Origin of the sequence: Nocardia sp. CA-136227, from assembly GCF_050955695.1 — a bacterium.
GTDB lineage: Bacteria > Actinomycetota > Actinomycetes > Mycobacteriales > Mycobacteriaceae > Nocardia.
In genome coordinates this window covers 1,187,118-1,210,552 of the sequence record NZ_CP192081.1, presented here as the reverse complement: position 1 = coordinate 1,210,552, position 23,435 = coordinate 1,187,118, and the positions used below count along the sequence as shown (strand labels likewise).

Genomic DNA, 23,435 nt, shown 5'->3' with positions numbered 1-23,435 from the left:
GTCAACGACGGCGCAGCATCGAAAGCAGCACGCCCGCAAACGCTCCCGCCCCGAACCACGCCGCACCCGCTCCCGCCGGGAAGCCCGCCGCCGACACCCGCGGCCGGATGACCGCCGGGGCGGGCGCCGGAACATCCTCGGCCACTTCGTTGTCCGAGGCGGTGGCGGCCCAGGCGGTGGCGAACAGGATGATCCGCGCGGTGAAGTAGCTGAACACCATGAGCCCGATGATCGGACCGAACACCACGCCCGCCGGGCCGTTCACCACCGATCGCAGGATGATCGTGGCCAGCTGTTTGAACGCCTCGAACACCACCGCGGCCATCAGGGCCGCGCGGGCCGCGCTGCGGAAGGTGACCGGGTGCAACGGCAGCCGCGCGATCATCCACGCGAAGACCGCCCAGTTGGCGAGCACCGCGAGCAGCAACGACACCAGTGTGAGCAGCGCTGTCATCCATGCCGTCTGATGGATGTGCATCCGATCCAGCAGGCTCCTGATCAGCCCGCTCGACGCCAGCACGGACAGGCCCAGCGAGACGAGGATGGCCAGGAACAACCCGATCAGCGCCAGCAGGTCGGACGCCTTGGATACGAACCAGTTCCGCTTCTTACTGGGCTGGTCCCACTGCTCGGTGAGCGCGGCCCGCAGGTTGGCGATCCAGCCGAGCCCGGCGTACGCGCCGGCCAGCAGACCGATGGTGCCCACGCTCGCCCGCGAATTCACGGCCTGGTGGATCAGATCGTTGATGGAGCTGCCGGCGGCGCCCGGAATGTTCTCGACGATCTTGTCCTGGATGTCGGTGAGCCACTGCGGATTCCGCGACAGCACGAAGCCCGCCACCGCGAATCCCACCATCAGCAGCGGGAACAGCGACAGCACCGTGAAATAGGTGATGCCCGCGGCGTAGTAGTCGCCGCGCTGCCGCTGATACCGGCCGCCGGCCCGGACCAGATGGTCGAGCCAGGGCCGTCGCCGGATCTGCGTCCTGATCCACGTCTCGACGTCGTCGACGAGATTCCCGAACACCGCCACCTCCGCACACCTGGGCGCGCGGCGGCCGGGTCAGCGGGCGAGGAATCCCACCCGGTCGTACACCTGCGCGAGAGTCCGCCCGGCGACCTCCCGTGCCCGCTCGGCTCCGGCGGCGAGGACACGGTCGAGTTCACCCTGGTCAGACATGTATTCTTGCACCTTCGCGCGCAGCGGTGTCACGAACTCGATGAGCGCGTCGGCGGTATCCGATTTCAGGTCACCGTAGCCCTTGCCGTCGTAGTCCTGTTCGAGCGTGACGATCGGAGTGTCGGTGAGCGAGCTGAGGATGACCAGCAGATTGCTCACGCCCGCCTTGGTCTCCGGGTCGTAGCGGATCTCGCGCTCGGTGTCGGTGACCGCGGAGCGGATCTTCTTGGCCGAGACCTTCGGGTCGTCGAGCAGGCTCAGCAGGCCCGAGTCCGAGGCCGCCGACTTGCTCATCTTCGAGGTCGGGTCCTGCAGGTCGTAGATCTTGGCGGTGCCCGTCACGATGTGCGCCTCGGGCACCACGAAGGTCTTCTTGAAGCGAGTGTTGAAGCGCTGCGCCAGGTTTCGCGACAGCTCCAGGTGCTGACGCTGGTCCTCACCGACCGGCACCAGCTGCGGCCGGTAGAGCAGGATGTCGGCCGCCATCAGCACCGGGTAGGTGAACAACCCGACGGTGGCGTTGTCGGCCCCCTGCTTGACCGACTTGTCCTTGAACTGGGTCATCCGGCTGGCCTCGCCGAAGCCGGTGATGCAGTTCAGCACCCAGGCCAGTTCGGCGTGCTCGGGCACCTGCGACTGCACGAACAGCGTCGACTTCTTGGGGTCGACACCCAGCGCCAGCAGCTGCGCGGCCGACACCTTGGTGCGGCGGCGCAACTCCTTGGGGTCCTGCGGCACCGTGATGGCGTGCAGGTCCGGAATGAAGTAGAAGGCGTCGAAATCGTCCTGCAGCCGCACCCAATACTGCAGCGCGCCAAGGTAGTTGCCGAGGTGGAAGGAATCGCTGGTGGGCTGGATTCCGGACAGTACCCGCTGCTTACGCTCAGCGGTCGCTTCAGGACTCGACATGCACCGATCTTCGCATGGCCGCTAGGCCGTATTTCTGGCCACCCAGGACCGCGGATCCACCCCCGGCATGCTGGCCCGGCCCGAGCCGATCAGGCGCTGTTCGCGTCGGGTGACCAGCTTGTACAGGGGGTAGCTGGGGCCGGTCATGGGGGCGTTGAGGGGGTTGCCGAGCAGGGGTGGGGTGATGTGGGCGGTGCGGACGGCTCGGGCCAGGGCGCGGAAGGCGACTTCTTCGCGGAGGCCCCAGGGGAGGTCGTACATGTCGCGGATGCGGGCGGGGAGGCTGCCCTGGACGAGGAGAGAGAAGCCGGAGAGGGCCTGTTGGGCGGGCATCGGGAGGGGGTGGGGGACGCGCTGGCCCATCAGGTAGGAGCCGACCAGTTTGGCCTCGTCGGTGAGGTGGGGTTCGGCGGAGGCCAGGTAGCCGTCGAAGTAGTCGCGGAATTCGCGGTAGGTGTAGGGGGCGGCGGTGCGCGGCATGCCGAACAGTTCGCCCCAGCGGACGTAGTCCTGGTAGAGGCCCTCGCGCTCGGTCGGGGTGAGGCGGCGGACCAGCAGATCGTGCATGACCTCGGCGGAGTCGAAGGTGAAGGCCATGGTCATGAACATCAGGTGCGGGTCGTTGGCGGAGTAGCGGGTGCCCGCCGGGTTCGCCGTGCCCGCGGACTCGGGCAGCGCGCCCTCGACCGGGGCGTGGCGCTTGCGGGTGAATTCCCGTGCGCGGTCGGCTTCTTCGCGGGTGCCCAGGGAGACGGCCTCGAACAGGCGGCCGGTGAGGGCCAGGCGGGTGTACGGGGTGGTCCGGTGCTGGGTGTTCTCGGCGGTCCCGACGTAGAGCAGCGGATGCACCGCGCCGATGACCAGCGCCCGCTGGCCGTAGGTGACTCCGACCGCGCGTTTGCGCATGACCCGCCGGATCATCGAGTCGTCGGAGAAGTAGCCACTCTGTGCAGGCATCGTTGCCTCCCGGTCCGGTGTGATGGCCGCCACCACATCTGGAAACAGAGTCCCCCAGATGACAGATTCTGGCAAGAGCTTCTGCCAGAATCGCTCCCGTGCCAGAATCGGTTCGTGACCGGGCAACGGACCTACGGCGGCGTCTCCGCCGACGAGCGGCGCACCCAGCGCCGCGCCGCCCTGATCGGCGCCGCCCTCGACATCCTCGGCACTCAGGGCCTCGACAAACTCACCGTCTCCGCGCTGTGCACCGGCGCGGGCCTCAACGAGCGCTACTACTACGAGAACTTCGACGGCCGCGACGCCGTGCTGTCGGCCCTGTTCGACACCATCGCCGAGGAACTGGCCGCCGCCCTGATCGCGGGCCTGCACGCCGCCCCCGACGACACCCGCGCCAAGGCGCACGCCGCCATCACCGCCGGCATCGGCGTCCTCACCGACGACCCCCGCAAGGCCCGGGTGGCCCTGGTCGTCAGCACCGCCACCCCCGAATTGCGTACCCGCACAACCCACACCATCAAGGCGTTCGCGAATCTGGTGGCCGCCGAGGGCATCGACTTCTACGGCATCGCCGAGGCCGAACCCGACGCCCTGATCGGCTTCCGAGCCAACTACCTGGTCGGCGGCCTGGTCCACACTCTCTCCGCCTGGCTCCAGGGCGATCTCCCCATGACCCGCGAAGACCTCGTCGACGCCACCACCGACATCTTCGTCCTGCTCGGCGAGGACCTGGCCCGCGGACTGCGGCGCTGATCAGCGCGCGATGGCGGTGACCGTCGCGGGATCGGCGGCGGATTCCACGTAGCAGTGGGTGTCGCCGAGGGCGAAGTGGACCTCCTGGCCCGGCTTGTCCGGAATCGACTGCATCCAGCGGATTTTGCTGGTGCGGGCGTCGATGGCGCGCAGGGAGCGGGCGGCCAGCAGGTAGAAGGAGCCCGAGGAACCGTAACCCGCGGCGTCGACGGCGTCGCCCTTGTCGGAGACGGTGAGGCTCCACAGCGGGGAGGTGTCGCCGCCGGGGCTCATGGCGTGCAGTTTCGAACCGTCGCAGAGGAAGTAGGCGTCACCGGAGCCGAAGACCGTGCCGGCCGCGTAGGGCAGGGCGGGTGTGGTCCACAGCGCCACACCGGTTCTCGGGTCGAGGCCGGAGACGGTGTGCGCGCCGTCGCTGGCCAGTACCGCGCCTTTGACCAGGCCGGATGCGATGGTGCTCGCCGAGACCGCGCTGTCGCCCGCCCGCGACCAGGCCGTCTCGCCGGTCTCCCGGTCGAGCGCGACGATATCGCCGCCGCTGCCCGGCTTCCGGTTGTACAGCAGCGAACCGCCCTCGGGCACGGTCAGCCCGTCGCTCTCACAGGGCACCCGCCAGCGGACCGTCTTGCTCGCCATGTCCACGGCCCACGCTTCGCGTCCCTTGCCGCCGTGTTCGGTCGCGATCAGGTACAGCACCTGGTCCCGAACCCCGTACACCCCGGCGACCGTCACGCCCTCGGGCGCGTCGAAGACCCATTTCCGTTGCCCGGACGCCAGATCCACGGCCACCACCCGGTCCCCGGCGGCGTCGGGTTCGGCGCCGGGCACCACCAGGGCCCCGTTCCACAGGCAGGACCGCTGCCCGATACCGGGCGTCGTGATCGGCAGCCGCCACAACTCCCGCCCGGCCTTGGCGTCGATCCCCGTCAGCGTCGAGTCGGATTCGGCCACGACCGTCCCGGCCCCGTACCGCACCCCCTTGACCGCGCTGTCGGCCTTGTATTCCCAGGCCACGCTGCCCGACGCCGCGGTCGCGTGCTCCCGCCGCGGCGTCCCGCACGCGGCCAGCACCCCCGCGGTCGCCAGAATCACCCCGCCCCGCAACACATTCCGACGCTCGATCACACCTGTTCCCTACTCGCTCGACACACTGTCAGCGACTATAGGTCCAACCGGCCCCGCCCGAATACGAAACCGCCCGGCCTATTCGAAGCGAAGGGGCCGGGCGGTCGGGATTCACGAAGCGGCGGGTTCTGGATCCAGGGACAGGGGGATCACCGGGAGGCCGGGTGGGGTGGCGTCCTGGAGAACGACGCGGAACGGGATGCCGCGGCCGGCCCAGATGGCGGCGCAGTCGGTCATGGCCTCGGCGAACCAGTCGCGTTCGTCCGGCTGCCGGTCGAGCATGAGGGCCGCGTTGCGGATGACCACCACGTATCCCGGTGCGGCACCGACGAAATCGTCGATGTCGCGCAGGCACTCGTCGAAGGCGTCCTTGTTCTCCCCGAAGTAGTACGGAAACTGGAAGGCCGCCGCGAACTCGTCGAAGACCTCGGTGACCGTGCGCATCTTGCGGCCGCGCAGTTCCCGGCACAGGTAGCCGTCCGGCATCCGGTAGCGGACGCCGGAGAACTCGGCCGCGCCGACGGGCAGTACACCCAGGACGGGAACGTGGCCGGCCGTGCGCGCGGCGCTATCGGAGATCTCGGTGGCGGTGGGGGCGGAGAGGAACTGCGATAACGGCGTGGGCTCGGTCATTCAGCGCATCCTCGCGAAGGTTTTGTAGTGGTCCCCCGTGTAATAGGCCGAACCGTCGCTGCCGGTGATGATGCGTTCGGCATCGCGGGTCTGACCGCGCTGCTTGGGATTCACATCCCATTCCTGATAGGTGATGGCCTTGCCGGCGGCGTCCTTGCGGGCCAGGCTGCCGTCCCGGTTCTGCCAGGTGTCGCCGCCCTTGGTGCCGGGCGAGTCGGCCGAATCCGGCCAGCGTCCGGCGTCGATCTCCACCAGGGTCGCGTAGGCGCGGTCGGGCACGCCCGCGACCTTGGACGGCGGCGCGGCCTGGTCGGCCGGAGCCGGGGTCGCGCCGCCCGGCTTGGCGGTGGTCCGGACCGTCGAGGTGGCGACGGGCTTGGCGCTGCTCGTGTCCGCCGGATGATCGTTGTTGGCGCGATTGGCGATGAAGGCCACCAGCAAGAGCAGGATCGCGACGCCCAGCGTCAGCCAGGCGCTCGACTTCTTCGACAGCTTCTTCATCGGTACTGCACCGTCACCGGCGCGTGATCGGACCAGCGTTCGGCGTAGGTGGCGGCGCGTTCCACGACGGCCTGCTTGGCGCGCGTGGCGATCTCACCGCGGGCCAGCTGGTAGTCGATCCGCCATCCGGCGTCGTTGTCGAACGCGCGGCCGCGGTAGGAGTGCCAGCTGTACGGTCCCGGCACGCCCGGGTGCAGGTCGCGCACCACGTCGGCGTATCCGGCCGACAGCATGGACGACACCCACGCGCGTTCCTGCGGCAGGAAGCCCGCGTTCTTGACGTTTCCCTTCCAATTCTTGATATCGAGTTCGGTGTGCGCCACGTTCCAGTCGCCCATGATCACGAACTCGCCGGGGTGGGCCAGCATGCGCGCGCCGATGGCGTCGAGGAAGCGGTACTTCTCGTCCTGCATCGGGGTGTCGGCCTCGCCGGTGTGGACGTAGACGCTGGCGATGGTGAGGTCCCCGAAATCGGCCTCGACATAGCGGCCCAGGGTGGCGAATTCCTCGACGGGCGACCAGGTTCCGTCGGTGAGCAGGCCGACCCCGATCCGCACCGCGTCCGGCTGGTGCCGGGACAGGATGGCCACGCCCGCCCGGCCCTTCAGACCGGGTTCGGCATGGCTGAGAAACCATCCGGCGTCCAGCGCGGGCGCTAGTGCGCTACGCGTTTGCTCGTCGGTTGCCCGAGTCTCCTGCAGACAGACGATATCGGCCTCGGTAGCGGCCAGCCACTCGAGCAGTCCCTTGCCCGAGGCGGCACGCACTCCGTTCACGTTGCACGTACTGATGATTTTCGCCACTTCACGACCGTACAATGCCCCTTACCGACTCTCTTCACGGACATCGAGGTCCAGGAAGGGGTGACGACGATGACGTCAGGCACCGCCAAGCCCTCCACCCCGCGCGCGCCCGTGCGGGCCCTTCACACCGGCTCCGGTGAACCACTGCTCCTCCTGCACGGATTCATGCTGTCCCCGCACTGCTGGGAGCAGGTGGCGCAACGTATGGCCGGCCATTGCGAAGTGTTCGCTCCCGCCTTCACCGGACATTGGGGCGGGCCCGAGCTCGAGGGCTGGTTCATCGATATCAGCGCCCTTGCCGACAAGGTCGAGGACCAGCTCGACGAGATGGGCTGGCGCACCTGCCATATCGCGGGCAATTCGCTCGGCGGCTGGGTCGGCTTCGAACTCGCCCGCCGCGGCCGGGCCCGCACCCTCACGGCGATCGCGCCCGCAGGCGGCTGGCAAACCCCGTCGCTGCTGCAACTGCGGGTGGGACTGAAATTCGCGTCGATGGTGCCGTTCGTGGAGATCGGCAAGCATCTGCCCGACGCGATCACCTACAGCGGCCTCATCCGGCAGGCGGTGGCCCTGCTACTCACCAAGAACACCGAGGCGGTCCCGCGGGCCGGGCTCGAGGCGGTCATCACCGCGGCCCTGCACTGCCAGGCCATGCTGCCGATGCTGGTGAGCGGCTTGCGTTTCCCCGCCCTCGAGCAGTTGTCCACACTGAGCACGCCGGTGCGGCTGCTGCTGTGCGAGAACGACCGGATCATCCCGAATCGCGTGTACGCGAAGCGTTTTCTGGAGGAACTGCCCGAATCCACGGACCGCATCCTGGTCCACGATGTCGGGCATGTCCCGATGTTGGAGGCCCCGGACCGGATCGCGACACTGATCGCGGAACACGTGTACGCCAGCCGCACCCGCCTGCGCGCGGTCTGAGACCGGGGAACCCCGCGCCGGAAATCGTTCTCTTACATAGGATTGCTGCCACAACGGCGTCCCTCGGAACGGGGTAAGAGGATGATGGAACAACCACAGATCGATCAGTCCAAGCCCAGCATCGCGCGGGTGTACGACTACCTGTTGGGCGGCAAGGACAATTACGCCGCTGATCGGGAGATCGGGGACTTCTTCATCAAGGATCTGCCGGGCTCGGTGGATATCGCGTACGCCAATCGCAATTGCCTGGTGCGCGCGATCGGCGAGATCTCCCGCGCGGGCATCACCCAGTTCATCGACATCGGCAGCGGACTGCCCACCGCCGACAATGTGCACCAGGTGGCGCAGCGGCACCAGACCGATCCGCACGTGGTCTACGTCGACAACGACCCGATCGTGCTGGCGCACGGCCGCGCGCTGCTGGAGACCGACGAGTTCACCACCGTGCTGCACTCGGACCTGCGCGACTCCGAGGAGATCCGCCACCACTCGGAAGTGGAGCGGCTCATCGACTTCGACCGTCCGGTGGCGGTGATCTTCAGCGCGATCCTGCACCACCTCAACAATGACGAGAAGCCGGACCAGATCGTCCGCTACTGGGCGGACCAGATCCCGTCCGGCAGCATGCTCTACATCTCCCACTTCCGTTCCGGCTTCAACGAGGAGACCCGCCTCGCCGAGCAGAAGCTGCAGGCCAGTTTCGGCCGCGGCCGCTGGCGCTCCGACGAGGAGATCCTCGCCCTCTTCGGCAATCTCGAGATCCTCGAACCCGGCCTGGTCCCCTGCCCCCTGTGGCGCCCCGAACCCACCGCCGAGGGCGTGTCCCGCATCGGCGGCGACCACCACGACCTGAGCGTCTGGGAGCAGCTGATCTCCGCGGCCCTGGCCCGCAAACCCTGACACCTGGCCGGAATCCGCCGGAGAACCCGATCTGAAATGAGTTCCAGTCGAAAGGGTCCCATTCTGGACGATTGACCAGTAGAGTCTGGGCGGCCACCCCAGCGGCGTCGCGCCGCACCCGCACCAGTTCTGGAGATTCCGCCGCGATGAGACCTACGCGCGTCCTGTGTTCGATTCTGTCGGCCGTGGCCATTGTGGCGGGCGGGTCCGCCGTGGCCGCCTCGTCACCCGCGGATGTCGCCGGGACCGGCAGCGCCGGCACGGGCAGCGCGGGCTCGGGTAGCTCCAGCGGTTCAGGATCGGGTAGCGCCAGCGGCTCGGGCACCGGCAGTTCGGGCGCGCCGACCACGGTGAATCCCTTCGGCTCCGACTTCATGTGGGGCGTCGCCATGTCCGGGTTCCAGTCCGAGGGCCGTGCGCCCGACAGCAATTGGAGCCGGTACGCCACCTCCGGGAAGGCACACGACCCCTACCTGAACTCGGTCGACTTCTACGACCGGTACGCCGAGGACATCGACCTCGCCGCGGGTATGGGCCTGAAGGTCTTCCGGCTCAGCATCGAATGGGCGCGCGTGCAGCCGAAGGCGGGCGTGTGGGACGAGCGCGACTTCCAGTTCTACGACACGGTCCTGCAGAAGATCCGCGCGGCGGGCATGCGTCCCATGCTGACCCTCGACCACTGGGTCATCCCCGGCTGGGAAGCCGATCGCGGCGGCTGGAAGAAACAGGACATCGTGACGGACTGGCTCGCCAATATGCGCCGGGTCGTCGACCGGTACGCGAGCTACGACCCGATGTGGGTCACCATCAACGAGCCCATGGGCTATGTCGCGCAGTCGATCAAGATCGGTGACATCGGGGTGCTCGACGCGCTGCCCATGTTCGACCGGATGGTCCAGGCGCACAACTCGATCTACGACTACATCCACGCGCACCAGCCCGGCGCGAAGGTCACCAGCAATATCGCGCAGTACCCGATCGTGCAGGATCTGACCGACATGATGTTCGCCGATCGCATCAAGGGCAAGATGGACTACATCGGCGTCGACTTCTATTACGGCGCGTCCCTGACGAATCTGCCCAGCCCCGCGCTGCTCGGCGACGAACTGTGGAAGAACGCCATCGAACCAGAGGGCATCTACTACAACCTGCGCAACTACACCGAGAAGTTCCCGGGCCTGCCGATCTACGTGGTGGAGAACGGCCTGCCCACCGAGAACGCCGCCCCGCGTTCCGACGGTTACGACCGCGCCGACCACCTGCGCGACACCGTCTACTGGCTGCAGCGCGCCAAGGCCGACGGCATGAACGTGATCGGCTACAACTACTGGAGCCTCACCGACAACTACGAATGGGGCAGCTTCTCACCGCGATTCGGCCTCTACACCGTCGACGCCAAGACCGATCCGTCCCTGACCCGTCGCCCCACCGACGCCGTGGCGGCGTTCAAGGACATCACGGCGCGCGGCGGTGTCGTCTCCGACTACCGTCCCACCCGTAAGCCCGCCTTCTGCTCGGTCGCCATCCCGTTCGGGGACTGCCTGCGCCCGGTCTCCGTGCCCAGCTAGTCGTAGAGCGCCTCGATCACGGCGGCGTACTTCTCGGCGATGGGCTTGCGCTTGAGAGACATCTTCGGCGTGAGCTCATCGCCGCCGGGCTCCCAGGTCACCGGCAGCACCCGATAGCGCTTGATCTGCTCGACCCGCGCCAGCCGGGCATTGGCTTCCCGCATGCCCGACTCGATTTCGGCGAGTACGCCGGGATGCTCGGCGAGCACCGCGGGCGCGCCGTCCGCGAGACCGTGGCGGCGCGCGTAGGCGGCGCAGGCGTCGGGATCCAGGGTCAGCAGGGCCGTCACGTATTTGCGGTTGTCGCCGATGGCCATCACCGACTGCACCAGCGGGCAGGAAACCCGCACCGCGCCTTCGATATTCGACGGCGACATATTCTTGCCCGCCGCGTTGATGATGAGTTCCTTCTTGCGGTCGAGGATACGCACGTAGCCGTCGGCGTCGATGCTCCCGATATCGCCGGTGTGCAGCCAGCCCTCGGCATCGATCGCCGCGGCGGTCTGGTCGGGATCGTGGCGGTAACCACGCATGACCAGCGGTCCGCGAATGAGCAGTTCACCGTCGGCGGCCACCCGCACCTCGACGCCGGGCAGCGCCTGCCCGACCGTCCCGATCCGGATGGCGTCGGGGCGGTTCGCCGTGGCCGCGGCCGAGGACTCGGTCATCCCCCAGGCCTCGCAGACCGGAAAGCCCAGTCCCAGAATGAAGGCCATGGCATCGGGCGCGATCGGTGCGGCGCCGCTGACCGCGATTCTGATGGCGTCGAGTCCCATCCGGGCGCGCAAGGTCCGCAATACCAGGCGGTCGGCCAGGATCAGCTGAATCCGTAGCGACAGCGGCGCGCTCCGCCCCGCGAACCGCAGTCTCGCCGCGCTCGCACCGGTGTCGACGGCCCACCGCAACAACAATCCGCGCGGCGTGGATTGTTCTGCGGCGATGAGGGATTCGATGCCGGATTTCACCTTGTACCAGATGGCGGGGACCGCCAGGAACAGGGTGGGACGGGCCTGCGGCAGGGTGGCGATCAGCTGCTTGGGGTCGGCGACGGTGGTGATCTGCACCCCCCGAATGAGGTTGTTGTAGTGCGCGAACGCCCGATTCGCCAGATGCGCGTCGGGCAGATACGACACCACCCGATCGTCCGGTCCGATCGGGGCCAGCGCCTCCATCGCCGCGAACTCGAACAGCAGATTGGCGTGTGTGAGCTCCACGCCCTTCGGCGGACCCGTGGTGCCGGAGGTGTAGACGATGGTGAGCAGGTCCTCGGCGCGCACCGCACGCCAGGCCGCGCCGAAGTCGAAATCCGCTGCGGGCGTGGCGATGACGGTATCCAGCGTGAGCGTGTCCTCGAATTCACCGTCGACGCAGACGATGTGCTCGATCCGGCCGTCCGGATCGGCGGCACGGACCGTCGCCAGGAAGCGGGCCTCGGTGACCACCACCCGATTTCCCGCGTTCGCGAACAACTGCGCGATCTGTTCGGCGGTGAAGGTGTTGTAGATCGAGAACGGCGTGGCCCCCAGGTGCAGGATGGCGGTGTCGACGAGATGGAACTCGACCCGGTTGGTCAGCATGACGGCGACCGTGTCCCCGGCGACCACCCCGATACCGGCCAGTCCGGCGGCCAAATCCCTTACCCGGCGGGCATAGTCGGCCCAGGTGAGCTCCCGTCCGCAGTCGGCCCCGCGCAGCGCCACCCGGTCCGGGAACCGGGCCGCGGTGCGCTGGAACGCCTCGCACAGGGTGGTCGGATCACCGGTCACGAAGCACTCCATTCGGATCGTGGGTCCACGCGGGCGGCGTGGTCGAGGACGAGGCGCGTGACCTCGGCGGGATAGTCGACCTGCGGGCAGTGTCCGGCGCGCGGCAGCACCACCAGCTCGCTGCCGGGCAGCAGTGCGTGCAGCTCCCGGCTCGCGGCGACCGGGATGAGCCGGTCCTTCGCGCCGTGCACCACCAGGGCCGGGCAGCCGATGCTCAGGTCACCGTGTCCGTTCGGGTGTTCGCGGGCGTAGCGCACGGCATCGCGCGCCCGCGCCGCCGCGGCGGACATGTCGGGGATCGAGCGGAGCCAGGTGTCCACGTACATCGGGTCGGCCGTGACCCCGGGGCCGTAGCAGAAGGCCGCGGCGAGCCGCCGGATCCCCCAGCGCAGGACCGGAGCCGGAACCGGCAGCGCGCCGGCGATGTCGAACAGCCGCGTGTACTCGCGGCGGCGAACCAGCCGGGCCGGGCGATGCCGGGCCAGCAGCGGCTCGTCCAGCAGGACGATCCCCGCCACCCGCCCGTCCCCATGCCGGGCAGCCGCCCGCAGGGTGGTCGCCGCGCCCAGCGAATTCCCCACCAGCACCACCGGACCGTGCGCGGCGACCAGGGCGTCGGCGAACTCGTCGAACTGCGGAGTCAGCGCGCCGGACCGGCGATCCTGCGCCAGGCCGAAGCCGGGCAGATCCACCGCGAGCGCCCGCCGACCGGTCGCGCCCAGCCGGGTCAGCACCCCGCGCCAGGTGTCGGCGCTGTCGGCGTAGCCGTGCAGCAGCACGATCGGTAGCCCGGCTCCCGCGACGGCCAGTTCGCGGGTGCGGACACCGGCGTAGGACACCGTTCGGTCCTCGATCACGGCCCCGGCGGCCGCGTGGTCGTCGGATGACGCCGCCGTCTTGTCGGATGACGCCATTGTCATGCGCTCCTGTCGTCGTGCCGATCGACCCGAGCCGATCAGCGAACGGTCCGCCCGAGCGGTGCGCGGGCGGACCGTGTCGTGGAATCACCGGAACTAGCGGCCGAGCAGGCCCTTGGCGACGTGGGTCACCTGGATCTCGTTGGAGCCCGCGTAGATCATCAGCGACTTGGCGTCGCGGGCCAGTTGTTCGACGTGGTATTCGGCCATGTAGCCGTTGCCGCCGAACAGCTGGACCGCGTCCATGGCCACGTCGGTGGCGACCTCCGCGCAGTACAGCTTCATGGCCGACGCCTCGGCCAGGCTCGGAGGCTTGCCGGCGCGGTTGCGCTCCAGGGCCATGAAGACCATGTTCTGCACATTGATCCGCGCCACCTCCATCTTGGCCAGCTTGAGCTGCACCAGCTGGAAACGGCCGATCTCCTGACCCCACAACTTGCGGGTCTTCGCGTAATCCACACAGAGCCGGTGGCATTCGTTGACGATGCCCAGCGCCATGAAGGCCACGCCGATCCGCTCGGCCGTGAAACTGGACCGCGCGCTCTCGCGGCCGTCGCCGCCCTTGTGCTCCTCGGTCTCGCCGAGCAGCCGGTCCCGGCCCAATCGGACATTGTCGAAGAACAATTCGCCGGTGGGTGAGGCGTGCAGGCCCATCTTCTTGAACGGCTTGCCCTGGGTGAAGCCCTCCATGCCCTTGTCCAGGACGAAGGTCAGCACCTTGCGGTCCCGCTTGTCCGCGCCGTCGCCCTCGTCGAGCTTGGCGTAGACGACCACGGTGTCGGCGTAGGGGCCGTTGGTGATGAAGGTCTTCTGGCCGTTGAGGATGTAGTCCTCACCGTCGCGGCGGACGTAGGTCTTCATGCCGCCGAACGCGTCGGACCCCGAATCCGGCTCCGTGATCGCCCACGCCGCGACCTTTTTCATGGTCACCAGATCGGGCAGCCAGCGTTCCTTCTGCGCGAGGGTGCCGCGCGCGAGGATGGTGGTGGCACCCAGGCCGATGCTCACGCCCATGGCGCTCACCAGCCCCATGCACACCCCGGACAGCTCGCTGACCAGCACCGCCATCATCGATTCCTGCCCGGAGAAGGGGCTGCCGTCGCCGGAGCGTTCCTTCTTCTCCGGCAGCGGCTCCCCGGCCGCCAGAGCTTCCTCCCGCTTGCGCTGCCGGGCCAGCAGTTTGGTGATCGCCTCCTCGCCGAGGGCGTCGATCCCGAACTCGCCGAACAGCTTCCGGATGATCGGGTACGCCAGCATCTCGCCGCTGTCGAGAGCGTCGAGGTGCGGCCGCACCTCCTTGGTGATGAAGCCGCGCACCGCGTCGCGGATCAGCTCATCGGTCTCGGACCATTCGAACATCGTTGTCCGCCTTCCTGATTACGGCAGTCGCCCGGCGATATCGTCGATGGCCCACGGGCCCTCGGTCTCGATGGTCTTCACGTCGTGCCAGCCCGCCAGCTCCGAGATGGCGCCGCCCTGCACCGCGAACACCTTGCCGGTGATCGGGCATTTCTCGGTGGCCAGATACGCCACCAGCGGCGAGATATTGGCCGGGCTGAAGGCGTCGAACTCGCCCTCCTCCAGGCCCGCCTGCTGCGCCGCCATCATGTCGCCCATGCCGGGGGTGGCCAGGGTGAGCCGGGTCCGCGCGATCGGCGCGATGGCGTTCACGCGCACGCCGTAGCGGGCCAGCTCATCGGCCGCCACCAGGGTGAGCGCCGCGATACCCGCCTTGGCCGCACCGTAATTCGCCTGCCCCGCGTTGGGAACGGTGGTACCCGACGCCGACGCGGTGTTGATGACCGCGGCCGCGGGCTGATTACCCGCCTTGGACTGTTCCTTCCAGTACCCGGCCGCGTGCCGCAGCACCGCCACGTGCCCCTTGAGGTGCACGGCCAGCACCGAATCCCACTGCGACTCCTCCATCCCCGCGATGAAGGCGTCGCGCAGGATGCCCGCGTTGTTCACCACGACATCGAGCCGCCCGAATTCCGACACCGCCTGATCCACCAGGTTCTTCGCGCCCTGCCAGTCGGCCACGCTGTCGGTGTTGGCGATCGCGCGCCCCCCTGCGGCGATGATCTCCTCGGCCACCTGCTGCGCCGGGCCGGCGTCGGCGCCCTCACCGGCATTGCTTCCGCCGAGGTCGTTCACCACGACCGCCGCGCCCTCCCGGGCGAACAGCAGCGCGTGCTCACGGCCGATACCGCGCCCGGCACCGGTGATGATGGCAACCCGTCCCTCGAGTGCACCCATGAATGTCTCCTCAGTTCTCGATCAGTCGGCGATCTCGGCGAGTCCGTCGCTCAGGACGGTGTCGTCGCCGCGCACGGTGCGAAAGGCGTAGGTGGTGATGCCGTCGGCGGAACCGACCTTCCAGATCCGCGTCTCCAGGTCGTCGTTCGGGAAGACCATCTTGGAGAACCGCACCGCGTACCGGCGCAGCTTCGCCACATCCGAACCCGCCACCTGCGACAGCACCCCCCACGACGACATCGCCATGGTGCACAGGCCGTGCGCGATGATGCCGGGCAGACCGGCGTCCTTGGCCACCTGGTCATCCAGGTGCAGCGGCACCGGATCGCCCGAAGCCGGTGCGTAGCGGTAGGTCTGGTCCGCGTCCACGTGCGCCGCGACCGTCGCCAGCGGCGGCAGCTCGGCCAACCCGGCATCGAAGCGGTGCGCCGGAGCGGCCGCGCCGACCTGCCTGCCCGCGTCGACATTCCGGAAGAACGCGGTCAGATACTGCTCGTTGACCAGCTCCCCGGCATCGGACCGGGTTTCGATGTGGATGGTGATGGTGGACCCGTTGTCCTTGCCCTCGAAACCGATGGCGCGGGCCCGGGCGACCAGCCGATCGCCGGGCCGGATCGGGCGGTGGAAGTGGAAGTCCTGCTCCCCGTGCACCACCCGCCCGAAGATGTTCATCGGGGCCACGTCGATGACCGGGGCCATCATGGCGTCGAACACCGGGACGATGGCGAAGACCGGCGGGGCCACATCGCCTTTCAGATGCGCGGCGATGGGATCGTTGGTGGCGGCCGCGTAGTCGGCGATCCGTTCCCGGGTGACTTCGAAGGACTCCTCGTCCGACCAGTTGTTCAGGCCGGACTCATCGAATTCGACTGTCGTCGAGGCCATATCAGGCCGCCGTGGCCAACGCGTCGAGCGCGGTCAACGTCTTGTCCAGCTGGTTCAGGCCGTCCTTCTCGACCGCCTTGCCCAGCGCGCCCTTGATCAACGCGCCCTCGAAGTCGCCGGCGACGGAGAACTTGCTGCCGCTGCCCTCGGGGGTGATGTCGAAGGAGAACTGCACCTTCACCCCGGCCATGCCGGTTCCGCTGAGCACCAGCTTGTTCGGGGTCTCGACGCTCTCGACCACCCACTCGATCTTGTTGGCCATGCCGAGCATGAGGATCTTGGCGGTCAGCTTCGCGCCGGGCGCGAGCACGGCGGGCGGCTCTTCCATCCAGCGCTCGTGGATGGAGAACCACTTGTCCCAGGTCTGCGGATCCGAGACCACAGCCCACAGGGCATCGGGGGTCGCGCTGAGGTTCTTGCCGGCTTCGATGTGTCCCATGATGTTTCGCTCCTCGTCGAGTCGTGTGATCAGCGCTCGGCGCGCTGGTAGGCGGTGACGACGGCCGCGCCGCCGAGCCCGATGTTGTGCTGCAGGGCGGCGGTCACGTTGTCGACCTGACGCTTGTCGGCGGTGCCGCGCAGCTGCCAGGTGAGCTCGCTGCACTGCGCCAGACCGGTCGCGCCCAGCGGGTGCCCCTTGGAGATCAGGCCGCCGGACGGGTTCACCACCCACTTGCCGCCGTAGGTGGTCGCGCCGGAGTCGATGAGATGACCGGCCTCGCCCTCCTTGGCCAGCCCCAGCGCCTCGTAGAGCAGCAGCTCATTGGCGGAGAAGCAGTCGTGCAGCTCGATGACCTGGAAGTCCTCCGGGCCGAGACCGGCTTGCGCGTAGACCTTCTCGGCCGCCTGGACATTCATGTCGTAGCCGATGAGGTTCTTGGCGCTGCCGTCGAACGTGGAACCGAAGTCGGTGGTCATGGCCTGGCCGACGATCTCCACCGCCTGCCGCGACAGGTCGTGGCGGTCCACGAAGTCCGCACTGGCGAGGATGACCGCGCCCGAACCGTCGGAGGTCGGTGAGCACTGCAGCTTGGTGAGCGGGTCGTAGATCATCCGCGAGCCCAGGATGTCGTCGAGCGAATACTCGTCCTGGAACTGCGAATACGGGTTGTTCACCGAGTGCTTGTGGTTCTTGTAGCCGATCTTGGCGAAGTGCTCGGCGGTGGTGCCGTACTTGGCCATGTGCTCGCGTCCGGCCGCGCCGAACATCCACGGGGCCACCGGGAACAGCACCTCGGAGATCTCCGCCAGCGCCATGATGTGGCGCGCCATGGGCTGTTCGCGGTCGTCCCACACCGAGCCCAGCGAGCCCGGCTGCATCTTCTCGAAGCCCAGGGCCAGGGTGCACTCGGCCAGGCCGCCCCGAATCGCCTGCGCCGCAAGGTAGAGCGCGGTCGAGCCGGTGGAGCAGTTGTTGTTGACGTTCACGACCGGGATTCCGGTCATGCCCAGCTCGTAGACCGCGCGCTGGCCGGAGGTGGACTCACCGAAGACGTAACCGACGTAGGCCTGTTCGACCTCCCGGTAGTCGATTCCCGCGTCCGCGAGCGCCTTGGTGCCGGACTCCCGGGCCATGTCCGGGTAGTCCCAGGCGCTGTCGTCCTCGTTCTTGCGCCGCCCCGGCTTCTCGAACTTCGTCATGCCGACGCCGACGACGTAGACCTTGTTCGTCATCGAACTCCTCACATAGGGAACAAAAACAAACATACAAAGCTGTATGTAAGGCCGCAAGAGGGTACGGCGAATCCACCGGGGGACAGCAAGATCAGAAGGTCAGATCGATGCGGCCGCACATACAGCGGCGTCGGTAAGGGTGGCGGTTATCGGTCGCCGAGATGGAAGTCCGGCATGACCGCCGCGGCCGCCAGCCGCAGCTGCGCCGAGGCCCGCAGCCAGCGCCGGTGCGCCCGCTCGGGATCGGGAGAGATGAAGTTGGTGACCAGGATTCCGCGCAGCGTGTCCATGGCCGTGTAGGCGAAGTCGCGGACGTTCTTGCGGTCCAGCTCGTTCGGCACCAGCTGGGCCACCGCCATCAGCACCGCGTTGTTCACGAACGGCTCGACCTTCTCCATCTCCACCGCGAGCACCCGATCGGTGCGGCTGGCCACCCACAATTCGATGGCCGCGATGAACAGCGGGCCCTGATGCAGCTCCCACATGGCCTCGAGGGTCGCGGCGATCGGATCGTCCGTGCTGCGGACCCGCCCGATCTCCTTCATGGCCGCCTCGGTGCGGCGCTGCGCGAGATGACTGATCGCGGCGACGACGAGCTCACTCTTGGAACCGAAGTGATGCACCTGCGCGCCCCGGGTGACGCCCGCGCGCTCGGCCACCCGCGGCGTGGTGGTTCCGGCGTAGCCGTACTCGACCAGACACTCGATGGTGGCGTCCAGCAATCGCGTGCGCGTCTCGGTGCTGCGTTGTTCCTGGGTGCGGCGCGGCGGCTTCGAGACGGCGGAGCTGGTCATGCCGGAATCTTACACTTACATACACCCGTGTATGTTCGCGCCGGGTTCGCCGGCCGACAGACGGCGTGGGCGCGGTGATGTCACCCACTTCGGTTCCGCGCGACAGCCCGATCTGGTTACCCTGAGCGATACGGCGGTGGGGCTCGCCGCTCCGGACACCGGAACAACCGCGGCGACATCGCCGCCAACAGTCCCTACACCACGAAGACACCAACGTGTGCGCGCTGGAGTAGGAGACCCGTGTGACCCGAGAGCTGGACGCGACCGCCCAGGCGGCCGAACCCATCGACCCCGACATCGATCTGCATCAGCCCGACCAGCGGCAGGAACTGCCGCACTCCCAGGGCGCGATCCTGACCGTCATCTCGATCGGCGGCGCCATCGGCGCACTCGCCCGCTACGGCCTCGCCCAGGTGTGGCCGACTCCCGCGCACGGATTCCCGTGGGCCACCTTCGCCACGAATGTGCTGGGGTGCTTCCTGATCGGCGTGCTCATGGTGATCGTCACCGAACTGCGCACCGCCCACCCGCTGGTGCGGCCGTTCCTCGGCGTCGGCATCCTCGGCGGGTTCACCACGTTCTCCACCTACGCCAACGAGACCCGCGCGCTACTCGAACCCGGCACTGTCGCAACGGCATTCGGCTATCTGGCCGCCACGCTGGTCTGCGCGCTCCTGGCCACCCTGCTCGCGGTGCGGCTCACCCGCGCGGCGGGCGGCTACCGGAAGGCGGCGGCATGACCGGACTGCTGGTGATCCTCGGCGCGATGGTCGGCGCACCCCTGCGGTACCTCACCGACCGCGCCATCCAGACCCGCCACGACGGCGTGTTCCCATGGGGCACCCTCACCGTCAATCTGGCGGGCTGCCTGATCCTGGGCGCGCTCACCGGCGCGGCCGCCTCCTCCCCCACCTTCGCCCTGCTCGGCACCGGCTTCTGCGGCGCGCTCACCACCTACAGCACCTTCGGCTACGAGACCGTCCGCCTCACCGAGGAACGGTCGTATCTGTACGCCGCCCTCAATGTGACGGTCAGCCTCGTCGCCGGACTGGGCGCGGCGCTGCTGGGGTTCACCACGGCGCACGCCCTGGTCTGACGTGCGCCGGGCGGTTCCGGGCGGTCAGGTGTGCGAGTTGTACATGCAGGCATCGCAGGTCCAGCCCGACGCGGTCATAGCGCAATCCTGCAGCCGGATATAGGAGTTGCCGATCCGCTCGCGACACGCGGTCGCGCAGCCGTTGAGGTCCTGGCCGCAACTGATGGCGTCGGCGGAGGCGATGGCGGGCACAGCGAGGGCGGGCACGATCAGCCCGGCTAGCAAACTCGCGGCGAGGACGGCGGTTCTTACTGCGCGCATGACGGGAAGTCCCTTCTCGGAAGAACGATGTCAGCTCAGCGAAACGCGTGCTCCCACTCCCTACTGGACACTCGAGCGGGTTGCCAGCACTGTTTCAGCAAACAACATTCGCGCCGGTCAGCACAAGACCGGCGCGCACCTGATCCGGGCGGTGTGATCCGGCCCGCAGGCCACACCACACCGCCTGGACAGCGAACGAATCAGGCCGACGCCGACTGCGCCGCCGGAATGACACCGAGCTGCTGCAACATCCCGAGCGTGTCCCAGTTCGCCCAGCTCTCGCCGACCTTGCCGTCGGCCTGGAAGCGGGTGACGGTCATACCCGCGATGACGACCGGCTTGCCGGTGGCGGGCATCCCCATCAGCGGACCCTGATTGGTGCCCGACGCCGTCCACCGGGTGAGGACGAAATCGCCTTCCGCGAACTGCTCGTTGACCAGCATTCTGGTATCGGGGAACGCGGCGAGGTACATCTCCGCCTGCCGCCTGAGCGCCGCGGGACCGTGCACCTCCGCGTGCGGATTCTGTGGATCGTGATCGATGGCGTCCGCCGCGATCACTTCATCGAAGACATCGAGATCCCTGGCGTTCCAGGCATCGAATATGCGCTTGGCCGTGGCTTTGTTCTGCTCTGACATGTCGTTCCCGTCCTTTCGTGCAGGAAACGTCTTCCACTGGTAATTCGGCGCCATATTCATGATCCACCCGCGCCCCCAGAAGGCGAAGGGGCCGAACCGGAAATCCCCGGGCTACCGGCGCTCCGGCCGGCGCGCGAGGGACACGGTCGCCACGAACAGCAGCACGCCCAGCACCGCCAGCCCGGCACCGACCACCGCCGGAGCGGTGTAACCCATCCCCGCGGCGATCACCAGGCCACCCAGCCACGCACCCGCGGCGTTCGCGATATTGAGGGCCGCGTGATTCAAGGCGGCGGCGAGGGTTTGCGCGTCGTGGGCGACATCCATCAGACGGGTCTGCAGGGCCGGGGCCAGCGCCGCGCCCGACGCGCCGACCAGGAACGCCCCGACCGCCGCCGTGTACGGATTGTGGGCCGCCGCAACATAACCCGCCAGAATCACCACCATCGCCAGCAGCGAGACGAACACCGCGCGATCCACGCCGCGGTCGGCCAGCACGCCGCCCGCGATATTGCCCGCCACCATGCCCAGCCCGAACAATGCCAGCACCAGCGGCACCAGGCCGATCCGCACGCCGGCCACATCGGTGAGGGTGGTGGTGATGTAGGTGTAGACCGCGAACATGCCGCCGAAGCCGATCGCGCCGACCAGCAGGGTCAGCAACACCTGCGGACGCCGCAACGCGGTCAGTTCGGTCCGGGGATCGGTCATGCGAATGCCGTGCAACTCGGGCACGAGCCGGGAGAGCGCGGCCACCGTCGCCACACCGATCACGGCGACCACCGCGAAAGCGGCCCGCCAGCCGAGATTCTGGCCCAGCCAGGTCGCTGCGGGAACGCCGACGACATTGGCGGCGCTCAATCCCAGCATAACCGCGGCCACCGCCTTCGCCCGCTGCCCCACCGGGGCCAAGGACGCCGCCGCCAGCGACGCCACCCCGAAATACGCGCCGTGCGGCAAACCCGAAACAAACCGCGCGAGAGTCAAGGTCGCGAATGTCGGCGCGACCACACTGGCGGCGTTGCCCAGCGTGAACGCCACCATCAACGCCATCAACAGTCGTTTGCGCGGCACCCGCGCGCACAGCGCCGCGATCACCGGCGCGCCCACCACCACGCCCAGCGCGTACGCCGAAACGATATGTCCCGCAGTCGGTTCCGACACCTTCATGGCGTCCGCGATATCGGGCAGCAGACCCATCGTCACGAACTCGGTTGTGCCGATACCGAATCCGCCCGCGGCGAGCGCCAGCATCGCCGCCACCGGCCACCGTCGGGTCTCGCCGGAGGCGACGGCCCCACCCCCGGCGGGAGCGGTCCCGGCGGGAGCCGCGTCGGGCACGTCGGTCGCGGATACAGAGTTCGCCATGGAATTGCGCAACGCCGCCCGCGGCGTCCCGCTTCCCCCTTCGCCCGTGAGTCCGCTCACCCCGCGGGAACCTCCCCGGAAAACAGTTCGGGCACCCGCCCACCCACCGGTTCCGGTGGGGGCAGGTGCCCGTTGGGCGCGGTGGATGTTCTGGCCGGGACTGTGGTCCCGGCCGCCATCGTCACCGCTTCGCGCTGTTCACGTTCGCGCGGCTCTCCTCGGACGTCGGAACGTCCACCCGGAGTAGGGGTTTCAGCGAATCTCGCGAGCCAGGTTGGCGTCCAGCACGCCGAGGAACTCCTCGGTGGTCAGGTAGCCCTGGTCGCCGCCGACCAGCAGCGCGAGGTCCTTGGTCATCTGACCGGACTCGACCGTCTTGATGACGACGTCCTCGAGGGTCTGCGCGAAGCCGATCACCTCGGGGGTGTTGTCCAGCTTGCCCCGGTGGGCCAGGCCACGCGTCCACGCGAAGATCGAGGCGATCGGGTTGGTGGAGGTGGGCTTGCCCTGCTGGTGCTGACGGTAGTGACGGGTCACGGTGCCGTGCGCCGCCTCCGCCTCACAGGTGCGGCCGTCCGGGGTCAGCAGCACGGAGGTCATCAGACCCAGCGAGCCGAAGCCCTGCGCCACGGTGTCGGACTGCACGTCGCCGTCGTAGTTCTTGCAGGCCCAGACGTAGCCGCCCTCCCACTTGAGCGCGGAGGCGACCATATCGTCGATCAGGCGGTGCTCGTAGGTCAGACCGGCCGCGTCGAACTCGTCCTTGAACTCGGTCTGGTACACCTCCTCGAAGGTGTCCTTGAACATGCCGTCGTAGGCCTTGAGGATGGTGTTCTTGGTCGACATGTACACCGGGTAGTTCTGCTGCAGGCCGTAGTTCAGCGAGGCCCGCGCGAAGTCCCGGATGGACTCCTGGAAGTTGTACATGCCCATGACCACGCCGCCGTCTTCCGGCATGCGCACGACCTCGTGCTGGATCGGCTCGGAGCCGTCCTCGGGCGTGAAGGTCAGGGTGACGGTGCCCGCCTGGTGCACCTTGAAATCGGTGGCGCGGTACTGGTCACCGAAGGCGTGACGGCCGATGATGATCGGCTTGGTCCAACCCGGAACCAGACGCGGGACGTTCGAGATGATGATCGGGGCGCGGAAGATCGTGCCACCCAGGATGTTGCGGATGGTGCCGTTCGGCGACCGCCACATCTTCTTGAGGCCGAATTCCTCGACTCGGGCCTCATCGGGGGTGATCGTCGCGCACTTGACGCCGACGCCGTGCTTCTTGATGGCGTTCGCGGCGTCGATCGTGATCTGATCATCGGTCTTGTCGCGGGCTTCGATGCCGAGGTCGTAGTACTCGAGGTTCACGTCGAGATACGGATTGACCAGCTTGTCCTTGATGAACTGCCAGATGATCCGGGTCATCTCGTCGCCATCGAGTTCGACGACAGTCCCTTCAACCTTGATCTTGGACATGGATCTTCGTGTCCTCCTAGGAAGGTGGTGCTCCCATTGCACGGCCGGTGAGCACCG

At 68.1% G+C, this 23,435-nt stretch carries 25 protein-coding genes; 6 read left to right on the top strand and 19 right to left on the bottom strand.

The annotated features are described in order from the left end of the window. Nucleotide 1: 1 nt before the first annotated feature. Genes yhjD through ACQP06_RS05380 form a run of 3 tightly spaced genes read right to left on the bottom strand, consistent with a single transcriptional unit; the run spans nucleotide 2 to nucleotide 3,046 of the window. Complete coding sequence (yhjD, locus tag ACQP06_RS05390; protein WP_433670895.1) at nucleotides 2-1,033, bottom strand: inner membrane protein YhjD; 1,032 nt, start codon at nucleotides 1,031-1,033, stop codon at nucleotides 2-4. A 30-nt stretch (nucleotides 1,034-1,063) separates the two neighbouring features. After that, nucleotides 1,064-2,089, bottom strand: coding sequence for a tryptophan--tRNA ligase (gene trpS / locus ACQP06_RS05385; protein WP_433670893.1), 1,026 nt, complete (start codon nucleotides 2,087-2,089; stop codon nucleotides 1,064-1,066). A 21-nt stretch (nucleotides 2,090-2,110) separates the two neighbouring features. Further along, the gene (locus ACQP06_RS05380; RefSeq protein ID WP_433670891.1) at nucleotides 2,111-3,046 is read right to left on the bottom strand and encodes an oxygenase MpaB family protein; all 936 of its coding nucleotides are present in this window, start codon (nucleotides 3,044-3,046) and stop codon (nucleotides 2,111-2,113) included. Between the two features lie 114 nt (nucleotides 3,047-3,160). Here ACQP06_RS05380 and ACQP06_RS05375 point away from each other — a divergent pair, with 114 nt between their 5' ends. Next, nucleotides 3,161-3,799, top strand: coding sequence for a TetR/AcrR family transcriptional regulator (locus ACQP06_RS05375; RefSeq protein WP_357098711.1), 639 nt, complete (start codon nucleotides 3,161-3,163; stop codon nucleotides 3,797-3,799). Here the strand turns inward: ACQP06_RS05375 and ACQP06_RS05370 are convergent, their stop codons facing one another. The 4 genes from ACQP06_RS05370 to ACQP06_RS05355 form a co-directional block, all read right to left on the bottom strand. Then, a complete protein-coding gene (locus tag ACQP06_RS05370) occupies nucleotides 3,800-4,924 on the bottom strand; it encodes a PQQ-binding-like beta-propeller repeat protein (RefSeq protein ID WP_433670889.1) in 1,125 nt (374 codons plus the stop codon). Between the two features lie 111 nt (nucleotides 4,925-5,035). Continuing rightward, nucleotides 5,036-5,557, bottom strand: a complete 522-nt coding sequence (locus ACQP06_RS05365) for a barstar family protein (protein ID WP_433670888.1) — start codon at nucleotides 5,555-5,557, stop codon at nucleotides 5,036-5,038. Then, nucleotides 5,558-6,058: a ribonuclease domain-containing protein gene (locus ACQP06_RS05360; protein WP_433670886.1), complete on the bottom strand. Its 501-nt coding sequence runs from the start codon at nucleotides 6,056-6,058 to the stop codon at nucleotides 5,558-5,560. Beyond that, nucleotides 6,055-6,861, bottom strand: coding sequence for an exodeoxyribonuclease III (locus ACQP06_RS05355; protein WP_433670884.1), 807 nt, complete (start codon nucleotides 6,859-6,861; stop codon nucleotides 6,055-6,057). The genes ACQP06_RS05360 and ACQP06_RS05355 overlap by 4 nt, the downstream gene beginning before the upstream one ends. Nucleotides 6,862-6,930: 69 nt before the next feature. On the opposite strand from ACQP06_RS05355, the gene ACQP06_RS05350 reads away from it, so the two are divergent. The 3 genes from ACQP06_RS05350 to ACQP06_RS05340 all read left to right on the top strand — a co-directional run bounded on the left by ACQP06_RS05350 (nucleotide 6,931) and on the right by ACQP06_RS05340 (nucleotide 10,253). Then, nucleotides 6,931-7,785 (top strand): alpha/beta fold hydrolase, encoded by an 855-nt coding sequence (locus tag ACQP06_RS05350; protein ID WP_433670882.1) that lies wholly within the window; start codon nucleotides 6,931-6,933, stop codon nucleotides 7,783-7,785. A gap of 81 nt (nucleotides 7,786-7,866) precedes the next feature. Beyond that, nucleotides 7,867-8,685, top strand: coding sequence for an SAM-dependent methyltransferase (locus ACQP06_RS05345; RefSeq protein ID WP_433670880.1), 819 nt, complete (start codon nucleotides 7,867-7,869; stop codon nucleotides 8,683-8,685). A 185-nt stretch (nucleotides 8,686-8,870) separates the two neighbouring features. Beyond that, complete coding sequence (locus ACQP06_RS05340) at nucleotides 8,871-10,253, top strand: family 1 glycosylhydrolase (RefSeq protein WP_433670878.1); 1,383 nt, start codon at nucleotides 8,871-8,873, stop codon at nucleotides 10,251-10,253. Here the strand turns inward: ACQP06_RS05340 and ACQP06_RS05335 are convergent. The 8 genes from ACQP06_RS05335 to ACQP06_RS05300 all read right to left on the bottom strand — a co-directional run bounded on the left by ACQP06_RS05335 (nucleotide 10,250) and on the right by ACQP06_RS05300 (nucleotide 18,545). Then, the gene (locus ACQP06_RS05335) at nucleotides 10,250-12,019 is read right to left on the bottom strand and encodes an AMP-dependent synthetase/ligase (protein ID WP_433670877.1); all 1,770 of its coding nucleotides are present in this window, start codon (nucleotides 12,017-12,019) and stop codon (nucleotides 10,250-10,252) included. The two genes, ACQP06_RS05340 and ACQP06_RS05335, sit on opposite strands and share 4 nt — an antisense overlap. Then, nucleotides 12,016-12,933, bottom strand: a complete 918-nt coding sequence (locus ACQP06_RS05330) for an alpha/beta fold hydrolase (protein ID WP_433670875.1) — start codon at nucleotides 12,931-12,933, stop codon at nucleotides 12,016-12,018. Before ACQP06_RS05330 ends, ACQP06_RS05335 begins: the two co-directional genes overlap by 4 nt. Nucleotides 12,934-13,032: 99 nt before the next feature. Then, a complete protein-coding gene (locus ACQP06_RS05325; protein WP_433670874.1) occupies nucleotides 13,033-14,295 on the bottom strand; it encodes an acyl-CoA dehydrogenase family protein in 1,263 nt (420 codons plus the stop codon). Nucleotides 14,296-14,313: 18 nt separating this feature from the next. Further along, the gene (locus ACQP06_RS05320; RefSeq protein WP_433670873.1) at nucleotides 14,314-15,192 is read right to left on the bottom strand and encodes an SDR family oxidoreductase; all 879 of its coding nucleotides are present in this window, start codon (nucleotides 15,190-15,192) and stop codon (nucleotides 14,314-14,316) included. Nucleotides 15,193-15,213: 21 nt separating this feature from the next. After that, nucleotides 15,214-16,077, bottom strand: a complete 864-nt coding sequence (locus tag ACQP06_RS05315; RefSeq protein ID WP_433670871.1) for a MaoC/PaaZ C-terminal domain-containing protein — start codon at nucleotides 16,075-16,077, stop codon at nucleotides 15,214-15,216. Between the two features lies 1 nt (nucleotide 16,078). Next, complete coding sequence (locus ACQP06_RS05310) at nucleotides 16,079-16,516, bottom strand: type II toxin-antitoxin system Rv0910 family toxin (protein WP_357098220.1); 438 nt, start codon at nucleotides 16,514-16,516, stop codon at nucleotides 16,079-16,081. A 29-nt stretch (nucleotides 16,517-16,545) separates the two neighbouring features. Further along, the gene (locus tag ACQP06_RS05305) at nucleotides 16,546-17,751 is read right to left on the bottom strand and encodes a lipid-transfer protein (RefSeq protein WP_433670869.1); all 1,206 of its coding nucleotides are present in this window, start codon (nucleotides 17,749-17,751) and stop codon (nucleotides 16,546-16,548) included. Nucleotides 17,752-17,897: 146 nt separating this feature from the next. Beyond that, nucleotides 17,898-18,545, bottom strand: coding sequence for a TetR/AcrR family transcriptional regulator (locus tag ACQP06_RS05300; RefSeq protein WP_379271903.1), 648 nt, complete (start codon nucleotides 18,543-18,545; stop codon nucleotides 17,898-17,900). A gap of 242 nt (nucleotides 18,546-18,787) precedes the next feature. Here ACQP06_RS05300 and crcB (ACQP06_RS05295) point away from each other — a divergent pair, with 242 nt between their 5' ends. Then, a complete protein-coding gene (gene crcB, locus ACQP06_RS05295) occupies nucleotides 18,788-19,285 on the top strand; it encodes a fluoride efflux transporter CrcB (protein WP_433670867.1) in 498 nt (165 codons plus the stop codon). After that, nucleotides 19,282-19,641: a fluoride efflux transporter CrcB gene (gene crcB, locus ACQP06_RS05290; RefSeq protein WP_433670865.1), complete on the top strand. Its 360-nt coding sequence runs from the start codon at nucleotides 19,282-19,284 to the stop codon at nucleotides 19,639-19,641. The genes crcB (ACQP06_RS05295) and crcB (ACQP06_RS05290) overlap by 4 nt, the downstream gene beginning before the upstream one ends. Before the next feature lie 24 nt (nucleotides 19,642-19,665). Here the strand turns inward: crcB (ACQP06_RS05290) and ACQP06_RS05285 are convergent, their stop codons facing one another. The 4 genes from ACQP06_RS05285 to ACQP06_RS05270 form a co-directional block, all read right to left on the bottom strand. After that, the gene (locus tag ACQP06_RS05285; protein WP_433670863.1) at nucleotides 19,666-19,902 is read right to left on the bottom strand and encodes a hypothetical protein; all 237 of its coding nucleotides are present in this window, start codon (nucleotides 19,900-19,902) and stop codon (nucleotides 19,666-19,668) included. A 200-nt stretch (nucleotides 19,903-20,102) separates the two neighbouring features. Continuing rightward, on the bottom strand, nucleotides 20,103-20,594 hold the full coding sequence (locus ACQP06_RS05280; protein WP_433670861.1) for an ester cyclase: 492 nt from the start codon (nucleotides 20,592-20,594) through the stop codon (nucleotides 20,103-20,105). A 57-nt stretch (nucleotides 20,595-20,651) separates the two neighbouring features. Next, entirely contained in the window at nucleotides 20,652-21,794 is a 1,143-nt protein-coding gene (locus ACQP06_RS05275) for an MFS transporter (RefSeq protein ID WP_433673239.1), read from the bottom strand. A gap of 366 nt (nucleotides 21,795-22,160) precedes the next feature. Further along, nucleotides 22,161-23,378 (bottom strand): NADP-dependent isocitrate dehydrogenase, encoded by a 1,218-nt coding sequence (locus tag ACQP06_RS05270; RefSeq protein ID WP_357282226.1) that lies wholly within the window; start codon nucleotides 23,376-23,378, stop codon nucleotides 22,161-22,163. Nucleotides 23,379-23,435: the final 57 nt, after the last annotated feature.